This window comes from Streptomyces wedmorensis, assembly GCF_000716445.1.
GTDB classification, from domain to species: Bacteria; Actinomycetota; Actinomycetes; order Streptomycetales; family Streptomycetaceae; genus Streptomyces; species Streptomyces wedmorensis.
On the sequence record NZ_JNWK01000043.1, the window covers coordinates 1 to 20,163 of the forward strand.

Here is a 20,163-nt window from a genome sequence, read left to right on the forward strand (position 1 = left end):
CGGGGCGGGCAGGAGCGACGGGTCATCCGGCAGGTGCTGCATCCCAGCATCCTTGCAGAACCCCTAGGGCCGGCCTTGATCGGCCGGACAGGACCTAGCGGACTGAGAGCTGCTGGGGATCGGCTGGTCGGAGGCTGACGCGGTGGGTCGGCCGGTCGGCCGCGCGGTCGGCTTCTGGGTGGGCGGCGCGGCAGTGCTGGTGTTGGCGAAGGAGGGTGTGACGGGTTGGCCGGGGACGGCAGCGACGTCGACGGATGTGGTCTGAGACCGGTAGCCGGCGGGGACCTTGGTCTGGGTGACGGTGTAGGTGGTGCCGGTCTTCTTCCCGATCGGGAGGGGTGCCTTGGCGGTGCCGTCCTTGCCGGTGGTCAGGGTGAAGGCGCCCTTGTCGTCCTTGGCGCCCTTCGGGACGACGTTGGCGACCGCGCCTGCCAGGCCCTTGCCGGTGGTCTTGTCGGTGACCTTGAGGGTGAGTGCGGCGGCCCTGTAGGGGTCGGTGATCGGCAAGTCCGCAGGTGGGCCGGGGACGATGACGACGTCCTGGTCGGGGACGGTGCCCAGGAGGGGGCTTCCGGAAGTGGTCTCCTTGAGCCGGGCGATGCCCGGTGCCAGGCCGGAGAAGGTCAGGGTGCCGTCGCTGCCGGTCTTGCCGTCGGCGATGGTCTTGCCGGTGGTGTCGAGCAGTTGAAATCCGGTGCCGGTGACGGGATTTCCTTCGGGGTTCGTCTTGATGATGCGCAGACCGCCGCTGTCCGTGGCCTCTGCCTTAGAGGGCATCTGATCTAGGTAGTTGGTGTTATGGGATGCTCTTGTGACTGTAGGCCGTAGCGCTCGTTGTCCGGGACGTGACACTTCGACGTGCGTATCGCAGTGACATCTCCGATGCCCGTTGGGCGTTGATCGAGCCCGTGTTCGTTGCTTGGCGGGCGGCCCGCTCAGGGCCCGGGCCGGCAGCGCGGGTGCATGATCTGAGGGAGATCGTGAACGCGATCCTCTACGTCAACCGCACCGGGATCCCGTGGGAGTACCTTCCGCACGACTTCCCGCCGTTCAAGACCGTCTACGACTACTACGCCAAGTGGGAGGCGGACGGAACCACCGAGCAGGTCCACGATCTGTTGCGGGACAGGACCCGCCGGGCAGCCGCCCGAACGGTGGAGCCGTCCGCGGCCGTGGTGGATGCCCAGAGCGTGAAGACCTCGGGGAATGTCGCCGAGGCGAGTCAGGGCATCGACACCGGCAAGAAGATCAAAGGGCGTAAGCGTCACCTGATCACCGACACCCTCGGCCTGGTCCTGACCGTCCTTGTCACTGCGGCTTCCGTCCATGATTCCGCCGGCGGCAAGCAGGCTCTGACCGAGCTGGCGGCGGCCCATCCGAGTGTGACCAAGGTGTGGGCCGACGGTGGCTACCAGACCAGCGTCATCCAGCACGGCGCCGGCCTCGGAATCGATGTGGAGGTGGTGCAGCGGCCGAGAGAGAAGGGCTTCCAGCCGCTGCCCAAACGGTGGGTGATCGAGCGGACCTTCGGCTGGCTGATGCAGCACCGCCGCCTGGCACGTGACTACGAGGCACTGCCGCAGAGATCCCGAACGATGATCCATTGGGCGATGGCTAACAAAATGAGCCGCGAACTCACCGGAGAATCTGCACCAACCTGGCGAATCGAAACGGACACCCCTCCCACAGTGGCGTGAACATTGATCAGATGCCCTCTAAGTGAGCTGGCGCGCGGCCGAATTCATCACCCAGCCCTTCCCTCGGGCATTGAACGGATCCGAGGCCCCGCCCCCGCAGTGTCCGACACACTGGCTCGATGAAGCTGTCACATGTCCGCTGCGAGAAGTGCGACCGGCCCATCGCCGTCGGCCCGGTCGCCGGACGCCTCAGCAATGGCTGCCTGTGGTGCCACGACCCCGCCCTGATGCACCGTGAGCCCGGGACGCTCCTCGTGTCCTGCGCCAGGTCGATGGAACTCCCGCCGAAGAGCCCGCCGAGCAGGACCAGGCGGAGCCGGAGGCGCCCGCACTGTTCTGACCCGCGGACCTCGGCTATCGGGGTCGCGGAACTCTGGTGCATTGAACAACGGCCGCTGTCACAGTGTTCTGATGGCAATGTTGCTCTCTGACCCGGAAGAGACGGACCGGGTCCTCATCACGCTGGCCTCCGAGGCGCACAAGCACGCCCGCCAGCACCTGATCGCCGCCCGCGCGGTCCTCGACGTCGGCATCTGGTCGGTCGCCTTCGCCAATGCGGCTCTCGTCCTCGAAGAGCTCGGCAAGGCCATGATCTGCACGTCGGCTCTCCTTCAGCCCCACGAGCAGCGTCTGGCGAACGAGGAGGTCTTCCGCAAGGCCTTCAACAGCCACGAGATGAAGGCGTTCTACGCCTTCATGATGCTCGGCATGATGAACGAGGAGATGCCGGAGGGGATGGAGGAGCTGTTCAAGCTGGCCCTCAGAGACGCGCGCCGCACGCACAAGAACAAGATGCGCGGCTTCTACACGGACGCCAACTCGTCGGGGCACGTGCTGAAGCCCAGTGACATCACGGAGGAGCAAGCCCGTCAGATACTCCAGGTCGTCGAGGCGGTGATGGCGCTCTCCGCCGAATCCGAAGAGGCCTTGGAGGATCCGGAGGTCTACATGCGGGTCCTCGGCCGGATGCGCCAGAGCGAGGCGTACCAGGCCGTCTACGCCGAGATGGACGACGACTCCCTCGCCGAGCTGGGAGCGCAGACCATCACTATGGCGCGGCTGCTCGTCCGAGCCGAAGTGCCCTTCCCGGAAGCCGTCAAGGGCACCTGGGCAGCGCCGTTCGTCGACGAGCTGATCGCGGACTGGGAGGAGCGCGCTACCGCTGCCGGCCTGCCGGCGAACTTCGTCGCCGACGAACTCGCAACCATGCGCATTTCTGCCGCAGCCGTCGAAGGCCCTGCCATGCCGACCCAGCCCGGAGCGAATGTGACCGAGGTCACGTGAAATCCGTACTGTAAAACGTACCAGCTCCCGCGGAAGGGGTGAACGGGGAGCGCCGCGCCCCCCGGACCCCGTGAGGTCGACGTGGGCAACAGGAAGTAGCCGAAGCACGGCCGGGGCAACAACGCCTGGTGGGACGCCGCCAAGCGTACCTGTAAGGCGATCCGCACCGAGTGGGTCGTGGAGGTGGGCCTGGTCATCATCGAGGCGGTGGCCCAGTAGCACCACCCGCAGAAGGGCCCCGGTGACCCCTGGGGCCCTTCTGTGCGCCCAGGCCACCGCGCCTCCGGCCGCCCTCCGCCGTACTACAGGCATCATTGAGCTTCTTCGAGTTGGCCACCGATCGGGTGATTGCGACTGAGCGCTTCAGCGTCGAGTGGGCGGCTGCAGCGTCCGGTGCCGGCAGCTTGGTGAGCCGGGACAAGGGTCCACTCGAGCTTGCCGGCCTGAACGCCAACCCGGAGGCAAGGTCGGTGAGCGACGATCAAGCTGTTGTCAGCAGCTGGCTCTAAGGTCGAAACCATGACATCAGACCTGGTCCAGGCCTCATGGACTCGCATCGACGCGTGGCTGCGCGAACACGCGCCCCGCACTTTCGCCACGCTACGGCCGCCCGCAGGAGACGAGGAGATCGTGGTAGCGCAACAGGAACTGGGGGTCACCTTTCCTCCTCACCTGGTCGCTTCACTCCTCCGGCACAACGGAGCGCTGGAGGGACCTGAGGCTTTCCGGTTCAGCTCGGGCGACCGGCTGCTCGGGGTGAGCGGAATCCTCGGGGACACCGGGTTCATGCGCGGCATCGGCCAGGGCATCGACGGAGAGGCCGAGTGCTACTGGCTTCACGGCTACGTGAAGTTCGGTTCTTACGACGTGACGTCGGACGGCCTTCTGGTGGACTGCCGTACCGGGCGGGACTCCTTCGGTGCGATCGGGCGGTTCTTCGACGAGACCGGCACCAGTTTCGGGCAGGCCGACTCGCTGGGCGAGTATCTGGCCGCAGAGGCCGACCAGCTTGAGCGCGGCCAGGACGCCGGTATCGTCACCTTCAACGGCCGGCTGTTCCGGGAAGCGCCTCTGCCTGCCAGGCCGAAGTACAGTGCCGACGAGCCCCTTCCCGCACCGGATGAGCAGTTGCCAGAGCTGGACCTGTCCTACAGTCCCACCGACCTCCTCCACGTGAGCTACCTGGACGGACACGAGGAACTCGGTGCACTGATCGCGACCCTGCCGTATGAGCGGGTGGTTGAGGCCGCGCGGAAGCAACTGCGCAGACTGGCGGTCGAAACGGGCCTGAACCACTACCCGGAGGTCAAGGCAGCCCTGGACGCTTGGGAGCGCGGTGCGGCCCCGCCACAGCCGGACCAGACCGGCCCGCTCGCCTTGCGACTCCGCACGGTGCTCGCGCAGGCCGACACCGGACGAGACCGCACGCGCAGGTGGGCCGCGGAGCAGATAGCGCTCGGGATCTGGGGGTCCCCGTACAGGTCCGTGTGCGAAAGCGCGAACATGCGAAGCCACTTCACTCTCGACTGGCGTGCGGATCTGCATGCGGACCTGGGCCATCCCTCCCTGCCACCGATACCTGACGACCGTTTTTGGGCGGCGCTGCGCAACCCTGTCATCGACTCCAGTTGGTACGCGGCCCAGTACACCCAAGATCAGGACTGACCCCAGGGGTTTTCAGCGCTGTCGCTCCAACGTGAGGATGGCCTTGACGATTGACGTCATGCGGTTGGGGCTGTACCGGGACCTGCGGGAGATCCGCCAGGACTTCAGGATCGCGACACCGCGTTCAACGGGCGCTCGCGCTGCGACCAACGCCCGGTTGAGGGTCTTTTCGGTAGAAGTGAGTTCCTGGAGTGGCTTGCGTTTGATGCCGGTCGTCAGCCACGGTCCTGCGCCTTGGTAGGCGAGATCGGCCAGGATGGGAACGCCCTGACGCTCGCAGATCCGGACCATGCGGTGGGTGCGGGCGGCAGTCAGGTTGTGTGTGCGGCCCGGCAGGGCGGGCGAGAGCCACAGCAACCGGCCACAGGGGTCGGTGACGACCTGCACGTTCACTCCGTGGCGCCGGTGCTTGTGGGAGTAGTCAGCCCGGCCGTCGCCGACCCCGTCGCACTCGGCGAGGGTGCCGTCGAGCAGGATGACGTCGGGACCGTGCTCGCGCAGCGTCTTGAGCAGAGCCGGTGCTCGTTCGGCAAGCAGGTCGACGGCCGCGCGGGTGCAGGCGTGGGCGGTGGACTCGCTAATCCCGAACCCGGCGGCAATCTTCGCCAGAGTGGTGTGCTCGCGTAGGTACACCATTGCCACCATCGCCCGCTGGGACGGACGGAGCTTGCAACGCCGGTCGCCCTCACGGGTGACAACCAGCATGGTGACCCACTCCACGAGCGCATGAGGCAGGTCGAGTGCGGATCGATCAGCCGCACTCTGCGCTTCCTGGCCCGGCACCTCCGTTCTCGGCGGGTGGAGATCGGGACCCGGTGGCGACGTCTCGCGGCCGGCCGACAAGCCCTGCTCGCTCTGGCCCACCTGCGGTGTGGCGATACTTGCGCCCAGCTCGCCACCGGGTTCCGCATCGGCATCGCGACGGTGTACCGCTACATACGTGAGGCCGTCGACATCCTGGCCAACCTCGCCCCGTGGCTCACCGAGGCGATGAGGTCGGCGCCGACGAAGGCGTTCGTGCTGCTGCTCGGGCAAGCACAAACCGCCACGGCATGAACGTCCAGGCGGTCCTCACCGATCCATTCGGCCGACTGCTGTGGGCAACCCCGGCACTGCCCGGATCCACCCACGATCTCCCCGCCGCGAGGACTCACGGAATCATCGACGCGCTCGCCGATGCGAGGCTGAAGTGCTGGGCGGACTAGGGCGTGTGTCGGAAGTGCTCTAGGTTGGCTGACGTGAGTGCGCGGGGGCGGAGTTACCGATATGTCGGACCGGTGGAGCTGAAGGCTGCGGTCCGGCCTGGCAGTGACGGGTGCCGGATCAGCTCAGCAGCAGAATTCGACAACTGGATCGCTGGGCGATCGGCGGCGGAGCTGGCCGAGCCGTTCACCTTCGTGGTCGGCACGGACGGTGTGCTCCGGCTGGCGCCGCGCCGGAGCGAGCACGTGGCCTGTGCCGGCGGAGACACGGTTCTGAGTGCCGGCGAGATTGGTTTTGTGCGCGAGGCGGGCAGGTGGGCCGTGAGCGAGATCAGCAACCAGTCCACCGGCTACTGCCCCGACATCGGTTCCTGGTCGGAAGTCGCTCGTGCTCTGGACGACGTAGGGCTCGAGCGCCCCTCCGGCCTCACCCACGAAGTGGTGTTCCGGCGATGTCCTGGCTGCCAGGAGCACAACATCGTGCGCGAGGACGACTTCGTCTGCGTCTTCTGCGGCAGCAATCTGCCGGAGACGTGGAACGTGGATCCCACGGTGTGATGGCCGAGGTTCACAGCCACTCGTTGATGGCAGCGACGAGGACAGTCGCCTCGTAGCGGACCGCGAGCTTGTCGTACCGAGTGGCGACAGCGCGGTGTCTCTTGAAGCGGTTGATCCCGCACTCGACCGCATGACGCTCGCGGTAGTCGACCGGGTCGAAATGCGGCGGCCGCCCACCGCGGGAGCCGAGCTTCCGGCGGTTGCGCGCTTGGTCGGCCTTGTCCGGGATGGTGCAGCGAATCCCGCGGCGGCGCAGGTAGGCGCGGTTCCTGCGGGAGGCATACGCTTTGTCCGCGCGGACCCGGTTGGGGCGGACGCGCGGCCGGCCCGGCCCGATGCGGGGTACGCGGACCTTGGCCAGCACCGGCTCGAACTGCGGTGAGTCCCCGCGCTGCCCGGCGGTCACCACGATCGACATGGGCTTCTGGCCCTGCTCGACGGCCAGGTGCAGCTTGGTGGTGAACCCGCCGCGCGACCGTCCCAGCCCGTGATCACCGGGCTCGGTAGACACACCGCCCGGCGGTTCCTTCTGCAGGTCACCTTGTTTGCGGGCCCCGGCCGCATGCTGATGAGCGCGGCACACCGTGGAGTCGACGCTCAGGTCCCATGTGATCGCACCTTCCGCGTCGGCCAGGGACTGGAGACGGCTGAGGATCCGCTGCCAGGTACCGTTCCGCTGCCACCGGCGGAACAAGTCGTAGACCCGGCTCCACGGCCCGTACTCGACCGGTACGTCTCGCCACGGAACACCGGTCCGGACCCGGAACCGTATGCCGTCGATCAGTCGCCGCCGAGGCCAGACGGGAGGCCACCCCGCCTTCGTCCCCTTCGGCAGCAACGCCTCCAGCGTTGCCCACTGTTCGTCCGTGAGATCTCCCCGACTCACGAACCGTGATCATTCACGCTCCAAGATCCACTTTCGATACACGACCTAGGGGCCCGAAAAGAGGCGCCTGACCTGGTCTTTTACCTGTCAGGCGCCTCTCGCTCACCCCGCATATCACGGGGTCGTGTTTGCATCGAAACTCCCACTTCACCCCACCGGTGTCCCGATCCTGACCAGCCCTTTAGGACCAGTCACGGACCAAAACTCCGGCTCAGCCCGCAGGGGCCTCACCTCGGCTGACGCGGTCCCACTCCTCCATGGACTGCTCGATGAGGCGGTTGGCCTGTTTCCGTACGCCATCCAGGAACTCATCAGAGCCGGGCTCGCTCCTTCGCTCTCGCCCGATCAACTGACCGCCCGCTGTAGCCCAGGGCGGTGACCCAACGGCCCACCCGTCACATGTGCATCGAAGCTCGGCGTTTCGGCCAAGGGCGGATCCTTCGGCGCCCAGGCCGAACAAGGGTCCGTGCGCCCCTTCACGCGAGTCGACCGCCGGTGTTGATCGGGCAGGCACCTGCCCGATCAAGGCCTGCCTTGGCTCCATCGCGGCCCGGCCGCGCAGGCTCCGCGCAAAAGCGGGTGTCACCAGATCCAGTGACACCCGCCAGGCGGGTGGTCACGCACAGCAATACCTTGATCGCGCTGCGCGTCGTGTCGCGCTCTCACAGATCGAGGATCAATGATCTTTCAGCAGTTCCTGTCCCGGGCTTCCTCCCGGTTCGGCTGGTGCGCCACCGCCCTCGGGCTGGCCGTGTCGGTAGCAGTGCCGGCCCAGCACGCCGCCGCCGACACCACCCCAGCGCGGCTCCAGTTGGTCCGGGTCGTCAAGGCGACGAAGACCGTCGCCGACTTCCAGCAGGTCCAAGTGGAGTGCCCCGACGGGACCTACGCCATCAGTGGCGGCACCGAGGCGGTGGCCCCCAGCGTCGGCTACGACGCCGTCGGCCTGGTCGGGAGCTTCCCCTACGCCCGCTACAACGGGAACAAGGCCAGGGGGTGGATCGGCAACGCCCGCAACTTCGGCAGGAATCCCACCACCGTGAACGTATGGGCGGTCTGCGCCATCATTCCCAGCGGCTACGAGCTGGTGAAGGCCACGCTCGTCCAGGTCCCGAGCGATCAGACCGTCACGGTCTCCTGCCCGGCGGGCAAGACCGCCCTCGGCGGCGGGGCCGAGATCCAGAGCGCCGGCAGCTCTCTCACCAAGAGCTACCCGTCGGCCTTCGCCGCGTCCGGACCGACGACATGGACGGTCGCCGGCCCCAACAGGTCCAACAGCGACGTCGGCGTACTCGGGTTCGTGACCTGCGCCGACCCCATCGCCGACAACGTGTGGACGACCTACAAGGTCAGCACGAACAGCCCGCCGGCGGGTTCCTCACCTGCCTCGACGGGCGGCGGGTCACCAGCGGCGGCGCCGCCGCGAACAGTCAGGAGCCGGTGCTCATCGCGTCCAGGCCCGGTCTGATGAGCGAGGGAGCCGACCGCGACGGTTGGTGGATCCATGCCGGCAGCCTCTGGGAGCCGATCGACGTTGACCTCCACGTGATGTGCAGCACCCGATAACGGACCACGCGGCCGACGACATCACGCGCCGCCGTGCTTGGTTCACGGCGGTCGCTACAGCGGCCTTGACCCACGCGGAGCCCGGCCCGCCATGGCCGAGCGACGCCGCAACAGGAAGCGTAGAGCCCGACCGCCGATGGAGAGCGGGGTCAAGCGGGGCGCCGCCGCGCGGTCGCCGTGACCCGGTGGCTGTCGCGGGCCACGGCGGCCGTTGCTCACGGCGCCGCCCCGGAGAGCGTCAGCGAGGCAGGCTGCCCGGGTCGGTCGCCCAGCCGGTGTCGGCCCGGTCGCTCACCACGAAGGAGAGCGAGCCGCCCCGGCGCACGAGCGAGGCATCCACCCATGACGACGTGTGGGGCGCGCCGTCCAGGGTCACCGACCGCACGTACGGGGTGGTGCGGGAGGCGTGGGGTGCGTCGATGGTGATCTCGGCGCGGTCTCCCGCTGCGGCGATGACGGCGCGGGGGAAGACCGGGGTGCCGAGGAGCAGGTCGCCCGAGCCCGGTGCCTTCGGGTAGATGCCGAGCGTGGCGAAGACGTACCACGCCGACATCGTGCCCAGGTCGTCATTGCCGGGGAGGCCTGCGGGGCCCGTTCCGTACACGGTGTCGACGATCTGGCGCACGGTCTCCTGGGTCTTCGACGGCTGGCCGAGCGCGTTGTAGAGCCAAGGGGCGTGGATGCCGGGCTCGTTGGTGGGGTCGTAGCGCAGCGCGTCGCCTCCGCGGACGGACCAGGAGCCGTCAGGCTTGTGGAAGAAGGCGTCCAGGCGGGTCGCTGCCTTCTCCCGGCCGCCCATGGCGGTGGCGAGTCCCTGGACGTCCTGGGGCACCATCCACAGGTAGGTGGCGGCGCTGCCCTGGGCGAAGCCGTGTTGGGAAACCGGGTCGAAGGGGGTCACCCAGGAGCCGTCCGCGTTGCGGGCCTGGATGTAGCCGGCGTCCGGGGTGGCGGCGGGGTTGAACACGTTCTTCCAGTAGCCACCGCGCTCGCTGAGCACCTGGTGCTCCTCTTCGTGGCCCAGCTGCTGTGCCCACTGCGCGAGGGCCGCGTCGGCGACGGAGGCCTCCAGCGTCTCGGCGGCGCCGCCCCAGCAGTAGCACTGGTCCTGCGGGGCGTAGCGCAGCTGCTTGTACGCGGTGAGGTTGGGGCGTGCGGCCTCGCACTGGCCGGGGCAGCCCGCGTAGGACAGTTCGGAAGGGTGCGGCACGGTGGCCTGGCGGTAGAGCGAGGCGAAGGCGCCCTGGACGTCGAAGTTACGCACCCCCATGGCGTAGAAGGTCGCCAGGGTCGCCGCCGAGGGATCTCCGGTCATCACATGGGTGGCTCCGCTGATGTGCACCCAGCGGTCCCAGACGCCGCCGTTCTGCTGCGCGAAGTTGTACAGCGACTGAGCGAAGTCGCCCGCCACGCGCGGCTGGAGCAGGGCGAGCAACTGCACCTGGGCACGGTACTGGTCCCAGCCGGAGAAGTTGCTGTACTGCGCCGCCTGGCCGTCGGCGAGCCGGTGGACCCTTCGGTCCATGCCCACGTAGCGACCGTCCCGGTCGCTGATCACGTTGGGCTGCTGGAGGGAGTGGTAGAGCGCGGTGTAGAAGGCGGTGAGACGGTCCTCATCCCCGCGGCCGACCCGTACCTTCCTGAGGACCTGGTCCCAGGACCTGCGGCCGGCCTGCGCCACGTCCTCGACGCCGGCGGCCGGGGCGATCTCGGTTCGCAGGTTCTCCTCGGCACCGGCCAGAGAGACGTAGGAGATACCGAGCCGCATGTGGACGACGGGGTCGGCCGACGTGTCGAAGGAGACGTAGCCTCCGGAGCCGCGGCCGGCCCGGCTCGCACCGGTCAGATAGCCCTCGCCTCCGCCGGCGCTGATGGACCCCGGGCTCAGCTCTCCGTCGTGCCACGTGCCCACGGTGGAGAAGGGACGGTCGAAGGTGGCGCTGAAGTGCAGGCGGTAGTAGCTCTTGCGGTTGTTGTTGGGGGTACCACCGTTGGCACGACGGCCGCAGAACGCGCCGGTCTCCACCCAGCCAGTGACCTTCTGTCGCGCGGTGTCGATGTCGACGTGCGCGTCCTCGCTGCCGTTGAGGGAGTTGGAGACCCGGAAGAGCAAGTTGGCGGGCCGGTCCTGAGGGAAGGTGAAGTCGGCGACGCCGGCCCGCTTCGTGACGGCGAGGTCAGTGGTGACGCCCGAATCGAGGCCCACCCGGTAGCGGCCGGGCTCAGCCTTCTCGTCGGCGTGCGAGAAGTTCGCGGCGTATGTGGCGTCCTTGGTATCGGCGGTCGGCGACGAGTCCACGTCCCCGACGAAGGGCATGATCGGCACGTCGCCCGCCGCACCGGGGTGGCAGCCCGCGCCGTTGACATGGGTGAGGGAGAAGCCGCGCAGCCGTGTGGTGGAGTACGAGTAGCCGTTGGCGGCGGCGGTGTTGGTCTGGTCGCCCGCGGTGCTGGTCGGCGACCAGCCGATCATCCCGAACGGCATGGTGGCACCGGGGTAGGTGTTGCCGCCGTTGGCCGTGCCGATCAGCGGGTCCACGTACGCGACGGGGTTCCGGACAAGGGGCGCCGGGACGGAGGCCGCGCTCGCCGCGGGACTGCCGAGCAGCGGGAGGAGCAGCCCGACCGAGACCAGGGCTGCTCCGAGGACGGTCGCCGGACGGCCCTCTCGTCTTCTTCGGATTCTTCGGAGCGCGTTCATGATGGAGCACTTCCTTCCCATGTGTTGGTCCTGCCGGGCTCGCGCGTCCCGGTGGCTTGGGGTGTCGTGTCGATCAGGGCCGGTCGAGTCCGGTCGTGGCGGGAACACCGTTCCCCCCGCCCCCTGACGCAGCGTCTCGCCTGCGGAGACGTAGACGGCACGGCTGGGCCCGAGGTCCGCCGCGCCCTCGGCTGAAGCGACGGTCACCGAGCCGACGAGGCACAGCAGGGGCTGAGGACAGCGGTGTGGGAGTGCGCGGCGCCTCTCCTCGTATGAGTGCGCATGGCGAAGCGGACGGCCTTCAGGAGTCTCGGGCGCGTCCACGTGCTTCTTCGTCAGCCCGCAGCGCAGGACGTCGTCGGAACTTGCCGTGATCTCCACGCCGAGGCCGTACAGATATATGTATGGACAACGCCTGTCTTACGGTTTCCGCGGGACTGTCCCCTCCGAGGTCGACCCCGATGAGCGAGGTCAACTCCGGTCGAGCCGCGAGGTCGTCGAGGAGCGTCGTGACCATGGCCGTCATCTCCTCGGTCGAGCCGTGTGCCGGCGTGGCGCACTGCGCCCGAGCCGACAGGCGACGGTTATCCACGGGCCCTCCGGCGATTTTGGTGCCGCCGATGTCGAGTGCTCCGTGCACGGGTGCGTCCATTCTGTCGCTCGATACTCCGGTACGTGGGCGCATGAGTGCGCTTCGGGCGGTACGGGGGGCGTAGGGTGCTGCGGCACGAGCGGCCGGAGGACGGGAGCGCGACGTGGGGTCATTTGATGAGCGGAGGCGGCCTCGGGTCGTCTGCGCAGGCCTCGGCCGCATTCTGCTCGGCCACGATGCTCGGAGGCAGGAGATAGGACGCAACGCCCCGGGAAACGTTGTCGTACGGCTCCGTGTCATCGATGCGCGAGTTGTCGCTCTTCTGGAGTGAGGCGACCATCGCGACGGTCTAGTCGACGCACGTGCAGATGTCCTTGTGATGGTGGAGTACTACTACTCTCCTGTCCCCTCCGGTCTGACGCGACCCCCCGCCTTGTCCCGGTGGGCGCCGCGTTCGTCACGGCCCTCGGCGCGCTGCCGGTTCCGTGGAGCGGCACCCGTTGATCAGGTGTCGCCGTCGTTCGCTTCCACCTCCAGGACCAGGCACTGCGCCGGATCCAGCAGCGGGGCCGCCAGCCCCAGGTCCGCGAGGATGGCGCCCCGGGCGCGGATCGTGCCGTTGGTGATCCAGGGGACGGCGGTGCTGGGGTGGGACTGGGTGAAGGGGAACTCCGGGCGGACTGTGACGGTGTAGGTGAGGTCCGGGGCGAGGCCGGGGAGGCGGAGGCGGGATGGGACGGAGTCCATCGACGCCGTGAGCTGGGCGAGGGTGAAGAGGGCGTGGCGGCGGTCCTCGGAGACGACGCCGTGGAGCCAGGCGGCGGGGTCCGGATGGTCGGCGTGGACGGTGGTGCCGGTGTGGAGGAGGGGGCGGAGGCGCTTGTGGAGCCGTACCCACGCCGTCAGTTGAGCGAGTTCGTCGTCGGGGCAACGGGTGAGGTCCCATTCGATGCCGGCGTGGCCGTACAGGGCGGTCGCGAGGCGGGTGGAGAGGGAGGTGACGCGTCCGGTGGTGTGGGCGCGGGCCTCGCCGACGTGGCAGCCCATGAGCTCCGGCGGGACGAGCAGGCCGGTCCAGCGCTGGATTGCCTGGCGTTCGAGCGGGTCGTTGGTGTCGGAGGCCCAGACGCGGTCGGTGCGTTCCAGGATGCCGTAGTCGATGCGCGCGCCGCCCGAGGAGCAGGACTCGATCTCCAGGCCGGGGTGCCGGTCGCGTAGTTCGTCAAGGAGCCGGTAGACGGCGGCCGTCTGGGCGTGGACCCCCGTGGTCCCGTCGTGGACCGCTTCCAGCAGGTCGCGGTTGTGGTCCCACTTGAGGTAGGCGATGCCGTACTCGTCGACGAGCGCGTGCAGGCGGGCGGCGATGTGGGCGTACGCGTCGGGGTGGGCCAGGTCGAGGACCTGCTGGTTCCGGGCGGCCAGGGCGGGCCGGCCCGGGGTGGTGAGCAGCCAGTCGGGATGGGCGCGGGCGAGGTCGGAGTCAGGGTTGATCATTTCCGGCTCGACCCAGAGGCCGAACTGCATGCCGAGTTCCCGCACCCGGTCGACGATCGGGTGCAGCCCGTCGGGCCACACCTGTGTGTCGACGGTCCAGTCGCCGAGGCCGGCGGTGTCGTCGCGGCGGCCGGTGAACCAGCCGTCGTCGAGGACGAAGCGTTCGACGCCGACGGCAGCGGCGCGTTCGGCGAGGTCGGTGAGGGTGTCGAGGCGGTGGTCGAAGTAGACCGCCTCCCAGGTGTTGAGCGTCACGGGCCGTGGGGTGCGGGGGTGGCCGGGGCGTGCACGAAGGTGCCGGTGCAGGCGGTCGGACAGGCCGTCGAGTCCGGCGTCGGACCAGGCGAAGTACGTCCAGGGGGTGCGGTGGGTCTCGCCTTGGCCGAGGCGGATCTCGCCGGGGCCGAGCAGTTCGCCGCCGCCGAGGACGGGGCCGTGTTCGGGGACGCGTTCGGCGTAGTGGAGGTGGTTGCCGCTCCAGCCGGTGTGGACGGCCCACACCTGGCCGTGCCGGAAGCCGAATCCGGGCTGTCCGACGGCGAGGAGGCCGGTGGCGTCGTGGCCGGTGCGGCCGCGGCGGGACTCGCGCAGGGTCAGTCCGTGGTGGAGCGGTCCGCGCTGGGGGCGGCGTTCGTTCGCCCAGCGGCCGGTGAAGTCGAGGACTTCGGTGGCCTGGTCGCCGGCCGGTAGCAGGCAGGCCGCGAAGTCGAGGGTGAAGGTGCCGGGACCGTCGTTGCCGAGGGTGTGGCGGATTCGGATGACGCCGAAGGCGTCCATCTCGACATCCGTGCGGACAGTCACTCCCGCGTCCGGGTCGGCTGCGGCGATCCGGAGGTGGCCTCCCCCGCGGTGCGTGGGGACGCAGACCACGGGATCGGTGAGGCGCAGGCGCAGGTGGGGGTGGGCGCCGTCGCGGTGGCCGGTGATGCCGGGGCGTCCGGTCCAGCCGTCGGCCTGGTGCGGGACGAGCCGCAGGGGTACGGGCTGGTCGACGGAGGCAACGGGCCATCCCGGGGTGAGGGCGAGCAGCAGCTCCTGGGGATCGTCCAGCTCGCCCGGGTCGGCGCCCCAGTGCAGGACGGCGGGGAGGTGGGGGCCCGAGGCGTCGAGGACCAGGGCGGACCCGGCCGCGGCGAGCACGGCCAGGTCCTGGTGGTGGTGCGGGGTCATGAGTGCGTTGTCTCCGGTGGGGTCGCCCGGGGGCGGGTCACAGGCCGATGACCGTGAGGTCGGCGCAGGAGGTCCAGGGGTTGCCGTTGACCTCCGACAGCGCGCGGAACCGCACGTATCGGCCGGCGGTGGCGGGGAACCGTACGGTCTTCAGGGTGGCGTCGGCGGCGAACGTACCGGTGGCGACGGGGCTGCCCCAGTTCGTGCCGTCGGCGGAGACGTAGAACTCGTAGCCGCCGACCCAGCCGTTCTTGGGTCCGTCCTGCCGCGGCAGGTAGGTGAACCCGGAGACCGTACGGCTGCTCTTCATGTCGAGCTGGATCTCGTGCGGGCAGGCGGGGTCCGGGTCGGTGTCCGACCACGCCGTGTGCCAGAACGTGGACATGTTGCCGTCCAGGACGTTGGTGGCCCGGGTGTTCTCGGCGGCGGTCTCCTGGCTGTCGGTGTAGGTCACGGTCCAGCCGTCGCGGGGCAGGACGTGCGGGCCACCGCCGTTGATCTGGACGTTGAAGTGGCTGGTCCCGTTCATGGTGAGGCTGAGGGTGAGCGTGCCGGTGGCGGCGTCCCAGGTCTGGGTCTTCGTGTACGGGCGCGTCATGCCCGCCTGGTCGTCGAAGGTGACGCGTGGCTGGCCGCCGTTCCAGGTGCCGACGATGGTCAGGGTGACGTTGCGGACGTCACGGGAGGTCTGGTCCGGCAGGGTGCGGTTGCCGACCGTGGTGATCGAGCCGTCGGCGTTGACGACCGGGTTGCCGGCGGCGTCGAGGCGAGGCGCCATGTAGTTCTGGCCGAAGGCGACGGTGTCGGCCTCGTCGACGACCTGGGAGATGGCGTCGGTCAGGTTGAGGCGGTAGTTGAAGACATGGACGCCGAGGTTGGAGGGGTTCTCCTGGATGATCACGCTGGCGTGTTCGTCGGAGCTGACGGTCACCTGCGCGCCGGGCACGTTGGTCAGGGGGATGACCGAGGCGGTCTTGCGCTGCTCCCACATGACGGGGTTGGTGTAGTACCACTGCTTGTTCGTGCCGTCGGAGCGCACGACCCAGCCGTTGCCGGTTCGGGCGTAGCCGGGGAACAGCCCGTCGTAGTAGCTGGTCGGCTGCTTGGAGGTGACGGTGGTGAAGCCGGTCAGGTCGGCGGCGGGCATCGTGGTGGGGACCAGCGAGACCATCCCGTACCGCCCGTCGACGGCCATGGCGTTGTTGACGGAACCGTTCCAGCCCGGCGTGGAGTAGGCGGCGATGCCCTTGATCAGGGCCTGCTGCTGGGCGGCGACCTGGGCGCGAGTGGGGATCTGGATCCAGCCGTTGAGGATGCTCTGGAGCAGCGGGTAGATGCCGAACTGTGCTCCGGCGTAACGGTTTCCGAGGGCGCCGTTGGTGAAGTACGAGGCTTCCGCGAGGAAGCAGGTCGCGCCCTGCGACAGATCGCGGACGATCGACTGGACTTGAAGCCCCTGCGGGTACTGGAGGATGAACTTCCAGTCCTGCCAGCCCTCGCCGCCGGGGAAGACGCCCTTGTTGTCGAGGCCCCACTTCCACCAGTCGGTGGACGAGCCCCAGTTGCCGATGTATCCGGTGAGCCACAGGCCCTTGAGCAGCGCGTCGGTGGAGTCGGTGGCCCAGGACTCCTTGTTGAGGAAGGCCAGGTTCTTGGCGTTCGCCTTCATGGTCGGCAGGAACCGGGCGTTGTTCTGCATGTAGTCCAGCATCATGCCGTGATTGCCGAAGATGTTGGTGTCGGTCCAGAAGAAGTGCATGCCCTGTTCGCCGACGAGGTTGAACAGGTCGATCAGGTAGTTGCTCTGGTCGATGCCGTTGTACAGCTCGGCCGCGTTGAGGCCGACGAAGGTCTTCGGGTGGGTCTGCGCCCAGGCCCGCCACTTGCTGACGGGAATGCCCTGGTTGCCGGTGGCGCCCTGGGCGACCTGCACGGTGACCGGGATGCCGGCCGCCTCGGCGGTGTCGAGCCGGGCCTGGATCCAGTCGGTCGCGGCCGGCACGTCGTGGATCTCGCTGCCGGGTATGAGGTTGATGTAGCAGTACGGCTTGAGGCTGTCCGGGATCGTGGCCCACAGCTGGACGAGCGTGCCCTGGTACGGCTCGTCGCTCTGCCCGAGGTTGACCAGGTGCGCGGGGTGCGTCTCGTCGATGGTCGCGCGCAGTGTCGCGGCGGGCTTGGCCTCGGAGGTCGCCGCTGCGGCGGTCCCTCCGAGGCCGAAGGCGCCGAGAAGGCCGGAAGCGGCCGTGCCCGCGCCGACGGCCGCGATCGCCGCGAGGAGCTGTCGGCGCCCCGGACCGGCGGGGCCGCCGGAACCGCCGGAACCGCCGACCGTACCCGCGTCGGACCTCGCTGAGGGGTGCTCGCGATCTGCCACCGCTGCCTCCTGCGTCTGGTGGGCCCGCCCTGGGGCCACGTCCTGGTGAAGTAGCGGAAACGTAGGCGACACGGGTTCATGACTGAAAGAGTTCGGAAACTCATCCGGGCAAGCCTTTGTATCCACAGGATGAATCAGGGTGAAAGCAAGAAAACACCTGCCCTATGCCTAGGTTCCGAAAGGTTGCCCCTCTCGCTTTCGGAACTGTTGCAGGCCCGGTGACGCGTCGTTTACGTTCCTGCCACCCGGTTACGAAAGCCGGATTCGAAACCTCCTTGCCATACCTTCGGGCGGGGCCCTCCCCGGGACCCGACCGGAAGGGCTTCCGAAGAGAGCACGCCATGTTCACGTTCGCCTCAGGTGACCGAGCCTCCGGGCGGACGACCACCGTGGCTTGTGCCGCCGCGCTGCACTCGCTGGGCGAGGCGACGATCAGCGAGCTCGCGAACGTCACCGGACTGTCCCGGCCGACGGTCCGGGACCGACTGGCCGAACTCCCCCACCTCGTGGAGGTCATCTCGGGGGCCGAGCACGGGGAGTCCCCGACGCCCGTGGGCGGCCGGCCCGCCTCCCGGTTCCGGTTCCGGGGCCGGCACGGCTTCGTGATCGGCGCCGAGATCGGCAAGCACGACGAGCGGATCCTCGTCAGCGACGTCGCCGGCAGGCTCCTCCACGTGGGCCGTCATCATGACCCCGAACCCCGATCCGGGCAGGACCGGGTCAGGGCGTTCAGGGGACGACTGGACCGCCTGGTGGCCTCCCTGAAGGCCACCCACGGCGACTGGCTCGGTCTCGGCATCGCGCTCACCGGCGGTGTCGGGCCGGACGGGCGGATCAGCTACGCCCCGCACTATCCGGATCTCCAGGGACTGTCCCCCGCGGAGGCCGGGCTGGTCTTCGGGGACGTACCGCTCATCGTCGAGCACGACCTGAACGCCGCCGCGATAGCCGAGCACGCCTACGGCGCCGCCCGCGGTGCCGACACGTTCGTCCTGGCCCTGGCCTGGCACGAGGTGGCGGCCGGTCTGGTCGTGGAGGGGCGGGTCCAGCGGGGCAGCCGGAACCTGGCCGGGGAGCTCAACCTGATCGACGACGGCCCGGTCGCGCCCGCGCACTGGGCCGACGTCGAATCGTTCCTGCCGGTCGTGGACGCCGCCGACCGTGGTGACCCGGCCGCGCAGGAGGAGTTGGATGCGTTCGCCGCTCGCGCCGCGCGCCACATCGCCTACCTGACCCTGGCGGTCGACCCCGAGGTGGTCGTCCTCGGCGGGCCGCTCGCCCACCGGGAAGCTCTCACCGACCGGATCGCGGCGCGTTTACACACCATGATGCGCAAGGCGTACCCGGTGAAGCTCGCGATCACCGAGAACCAGACGTTCGGCCCGGCGCTCGGCTCCCTGCAGCTCGCGCTCACGCACGCCTTCCACACCCTGCTCGGCGATCCCGCCTTCCCCGCACGGATCGACATGAGGCCCTTGAAGTCCGGAGCGTACGAGGGCGGCCGGGACGGCGTCCGTACAACCGCCGCCGTCTTGTAGCCGCGCACCCACCGGAACAATCCCGCATTTCCCCTTCCCCCTGAGCAGTACCGAGAGGAACCTCGTCATGCGCAGAATCCGGAGAATCGCCCTCATCGGAGCCGCGGCACTCACCGTGTCGGCCGTCGTCAGCGGCTGCGCCGGGGACGACGGCACCGACGCCAGCGGCCATGTGACGGTCACCTACATGCTGCCGAGCTCCTGGGTGGGCGTCCCCGGCTTCAAGGAGAACGTGCGGGCCTGGGAGCAGAAGACCGGCCACCAGGTCACGCTCGCCCCGGTACCGGACGCCAACTACGACGCGCTCGTGCAGGCCCGGATCGCCTCCAAGAACGGCGTCGACATCTTCGCCGGCCAGGACACCGCCAAGGACAAGGCCGCGATCATGCAGCCGGCCACCGGCCCGTGGGTGCAGCGGCTCAACCCGGACGTTCGCAAGGCGGTCACTTCCCCCGACGGCAAGATCTGGGGCACGCCCAGTGCCGACGGTCTCAACGCCACCGGCGTCCTCTACAACAAGGACGTCTTCGCCAAGGCCGGCATCACCGCCCCGCCCACCACCCTCGCCGAGTTCCGGGCCGACCTCGAGAAGGTGAAGAAGTCCGGCGTCACGCCGCTCCACCTGGCCGGCAAGGACGGCTGGACGCTGCTCCAGCACCGCAGCTCGGTCAACGCGAGCTTCATAGGCGCGGACAAGGACCTGGTCGCCAAGCTCGACGGCAACAAGGTGAAGTGGGCCGACACGCCGGGCTTCGACCAGGAGTACCAGGCGCTGTCCGACTGGGTGAACGGCGGGCTGACCAACGACGACGCCCTCACGTCGACATACGAGGCCTCCACCGCCGCCCTCGCGAAGGGCAGGGCCGGCGCGATCATCAACGGCAGTTGGGCGCTCGGGGAGATCGTCAAGTCGAACGCGGACGCGCACATCGGGTTCTTCCTGCTCCCGGCGGCGGACGGCCACAACACCCTCGGCCTGCAGAAGCCCAACATGCTCAAGGTCGCGAAGTTCTCCAAGGTCGCCCCGCAGGCCCAGGACTTCCTGAACTTCATGATCGCGCAGCCGCAGGCGCAGTCCTTCCTGGACGCCAACCCCGGTGTGTCCGCGTTCACCGACGTCAAGGCCGCCAAGCCCTCCGGCGGCGTCGCCGACCTGCAGAAGCTCGTCGACCAGGGCGGGTCCGTGCTGCCCTTCGACCAGCAGTCGGTGATCCCGCAGCCGCAGGACGACATCATCGCCGCCTACCAGGAGCTGATCGGCAAGCGCGCTGATGTCGCCGAGTTCGGCGACCGCGTCCAGAAGGCGTGGCAGAGCGCGGGCGCCAAGTCCGGCGCCGCCGGGTTCTGACCCCGCCCGAGATCGGAGACACCCAGTATGAGCCTCGCCGCCACCGGACGCAGAGAAGCGTCGCCCGGATCGGGACGGAAGCAGG

At 68.9% G+C, this 20,163-nt stretch carries 13 protein-coding genes and 1 pseudogene; 8 read left to right on the top strand and 6 right to left on the bottom strand.

Going from position 1 to position 20,163, the window contains the following annotated elements; all coding sequences use genetic code 11:
• Positions 1-63: 63 nt before the first annotated feature.
• Positions 64-777, bottom strand: coding sequence for an MSCRAMM family protein (locus OO54_RS28805; RefSeq protein ID WP_051787256.1), 714 nt, complete (start codon positions 775-777; stop codon positions 64-66).
• A gap of 68 nt (positions 778-845) precedes the next feature.
• Between OO54_RS28805 and OO54_RS28810 the strand changes: the two genes are divergently transcribed.
• The 3 genes from OO54_RS28810 to OO54_RS28820 all read left to right on the top strand — a co-directional run bounded on the left by OO54_RS28810 (position 846) and on the right by OO54_RS28820 (position 4,646).
• Entirely contained in the window at positions 846-1,697 is an 852-nt protein-coding gene (locus tag OO54_RS28810; RefSeq protein ID WP_033208109.1) for an IS5 family transposase, read from the top strand.
• A 411-nt stretch (positions 1,698-2,108) separates the two neighbouring features.
• Positions 2,109-2,981 (top strand): AbiV family abortive infection protein, encoded by an 873-nt coding sequence (locus tag OO54_RS28815; protein WP_078905383.1) that lies wholly within the window; start codon positions 2,109-2,111, stop codon positions 2,979-2,981.
• A gap of 519 nt (positions 2,982-3,500) precedes the next feature.
• Complete coding sequence (locus tag OO54_RS28820; RefSeq protein WP_033208115.1) at positions 3,501-4,646, top strand: SMI1/KNR4 family protein; 1,146 nt, start codon at positions 3,501-3,503, stop codon at positions 4,644-4,646.
• A 12-nt stretch (positions 4,647-4,658) separates the two neighbouring features.
• Here the strand turns inward: OO54_RS28820 and OO54_RS28825 are convergent, their stop codons facing one another.
• Positions 4,659-5,351: an IS5/IS1182 family transposase gene (locus OO54_RS28825; RefSeq protein ID WP_051787263.1), complete on the bottom strand. Its 693-nt coding sequence runs from the start codon at positions 5,349-5,351 to the stop codon at positions 4,659-4,661.
• 21 nt (positions 5,352-5,372) lie between these two features.
• Between OO54_RS28825 and OO54_RS28830 the strand changes: the two are divergent.
• Together OO54_RS28830 and OO54_RS28835 are read left to right on the top strand one after the other, a co-directional pair.
• A pseudogene (locus OO54_RS28830) lies at positions 5,373-5,848 on the top strand (transposase family protein); the annotation flags it as partial.
• Between the two features lie 81 nt (positions 5,849-5,929).
• Positions 5,930-6,406, top strand: coding sequence for a hypothetical protein (locus OO54_RS28835; protein WP_234439471.1), 477 nt, complete (start codon positions 5,930-5,932; stop codon positions 6,404-6,406).
• A 10-nt stretch (positions 6,407-6,416) separates the two neighbouring features.
• On the opposite strand, the gene OO54_RS28840 is transcribed toward OO54_RS28835, so the two are convergent.
• Entirely contained in the window at positions 6,417-7,292 is an 876-nt protein-coding gene (locus OO54_RS28840) for an IS5 family transposase (protein WP_033208124.1), read from the bottom strand.
• 679 nt (positions 7,293-7,971) lie between these two features.
• Here OO54_RS28840 and OO54_RS28845 point away from each other — a divergent pair.
• Positions 7,972-8,760 (top strand): hypothetical protein, encoded by a 789-nt coding sequence (locus OO54_RS28845; protein ID WP_033208127.1) that lies wholly within the window; start codon positions 7,972-7,974, stop codon positions 8,758-8,760.
• Between the two features lie 336 nt (positions 8,761-9,096).
• Here OO54_RS28845 and OO54_RS28850 read toward each other — a convergent pair whose 3' ends face one another.
• From OO54_RS28850 to OO54_RS46490, 3 genes are all read right to left on the bottom strand, one after another.
• On the bottom strand, positions 9,097-11,559 hold the full coding sequence (locus OO54_RS28850) for a GH92 family glycosyl hydrolase (RefSeq protein WP_033208130.1): 2,463 nt from the start codon (positions 11,557-11,559) through the stop codon (positions 9,097-9,099).
• 1,096 nt (positions 11,560-12,655) lie between these two features.
• Positions 12,656-14,815, bottom strand: a complete 2,160-nt coding sequence (locus OO54_RS28855; protein ID WP_033208133.1) for an alpha-galactosidase — start codon at positions 14,813-14,815, stop codon at positions 12,656-12,658.
• A 37-nt stretch (positions 14,816-14,852) separates the two neighbouring features.
• Positions 14,853-17,192 carry a discoidin domain-containing protein gene (locus OO54_RS46490; protein WP_033208135.1) on the bottom strand — a complete coding sequence of 780 codons (2,340 nt, stop codon included), beginning with the start codon at positions 17,190-17,192 and terminating at the stop codon, positions 14,853-14,855.
• A gap of 341 nt (positions 17,193-17,533) precedes the next feature.
• Here OO54_RS46490 and OO54_RS28865 point away from each other — a divergent pair, with 341 nt between their 5' ends.
• Complete coding sequence (locus OO54_RS28865) at positions 17,534-18,730, top strand: ROK family protein (RefSeq protein WP_033208138.1); 1,197 nt, start codon at positions 17,534-17,536, stop codon at positions 18,728-18,730.
• Between the two features lie 67 nt (positions 18,731-18,797).
• Positions 18,798-20,078: an ABC transporter substrate-binding protein gene (locus tag OO54_RS28870; RefSeq protein ID WP_033208140.1), complete on the top strand. Its 1,281-nt coding sequence runs from the start codon at positions 18,798-18,800 to the stop codon at positions 20,076-20,078.
• The last annotated feature ends 85 nt before the right edge of the window (positions 20,079-20,163 follow it).